Annotated in this window: 1 pseudogene; it reads right to left on the bottom strand. The window is 63.8% G+C overall.

What is annotated here, in order from left to right:
* Nucleotides 1-370: pseudogene (locus IG62_RS0141035) on the bottom strand (hypothetical protein); the annotation flags it as partial.

Here is a 370-nt window from a genome sequence, read left to right as displayed (position 1 = left end):
GGTGAGGACCTTGGGGTCCTGGGCGTCGAGCCAGTCACAGAGCTGGCGGAAGGAGACCAGCCGGACGTCCTTGCGCTTCTCGTCGGCGATGTGCTTGAGGGCTTCCTCGACGGCGTCCATGTAGATGCCGCCGTTCCACTGCTCGAAGTGGTTGCCGATGAAGAAGGGCGCCCGATTGGTCTCGTAAGCCCGCTGGAAACCGGCGATGTACGCCCCCGCGGCCTGCTTGCGCCACCCCGGGTAATTGACCGGCGGAGCCTTGGTGGAATTTTTCGACTGGTTGGCCATGATGTTGTAGTCCATCGAGAGCACCTCGAAGGAACGGCCGGGGAACGGCATCTGCTGCAGCGGGAAGTCCCACACCCCCTGC

Source organism: Streptomyces sp. NRRL S-337 (genome assembly GCF_000720175.1).
GTDB lineage: Bacteria > Actinomycetota > Actinomycetes > Streptomycetales > Streptomycetaceae > Streptomyces > Streptomyces siderophoricus.
Note: the sequence above shows the minus strand (reverse complement) of the source record. Positions and strands in the feature narration are given on the sequence as shown.